The organism is Stenotrophomonas sp. OVS01A (assembly GCF_019969775.1).
Classification (GTDB): Bacteria; Pseudomonadota; Gammaproteobacteria; order Xanthomonadales; family Xanthomonadaceae; genus Stenotrophomonas; species Stenotrophomonas indicatrix.
This window is the reverse complement of record NZ_JAHXYV010000015.1, coordinates 1-504: the sequence shown is the minus strand read 5'-3', so window position 1 is coordinate 504 and position 504 is coordinate 1. Positions and strand designations below refer to the sequence as shown.

General features: G+C 37.3%; 1 protein-coding gene. It reads left to right on the top strand.

Translation table 11 applies throughout. The features are described 5' to 3' along the window. Positions 1 to 504 (top strand): hypothetical protein (locus LC407_RS20795; protein ID WP_223483526.1); only part of this gene is annotated, 504 nt, incomplete at both ends.

Here is a 504-nt window from a genome sequence, read left to right as displayed (position 1 = left end):
TCTTTATTGGCGGTAATCAAGGGTAAATCTTTGAACTCTATTCTTCATCCTGAACTTCCTGTCAGTGAAACCGGAAACAATACGATTTTGAAAAATTTCAAAGTTAAAAAAGCAATTTTTGAACGATTTTATCCTAAAACACTTGAGATTTTAAAGACATTTATTCCACTTAACGAACCCCTCTATGATTCTCAGACCATAGAAGAATTTGGAAATAATTTAGCGGATATCATCGGCAATTTAACAGAAGCTGAAGCAATATATGTTTCAGACCTCCATCAATGGGAAACAGTACAAATCGATATCCGGAAAAGACAGAAAGGCGCTTTGTGTTTTCAAACGCGGCTGACGATTTTAAAAAATGAATGGTCTGCATTTTCGGAAAATGATCCGACTGAACTTCTGAAAAAGCGCTTCGTCCGCAATCCGTTTATTGATATCTATGAAACCCGATGGAACTGGAAAGAAGACCACAACAAAGGCCTCGAGGCCGGAAAATACAAC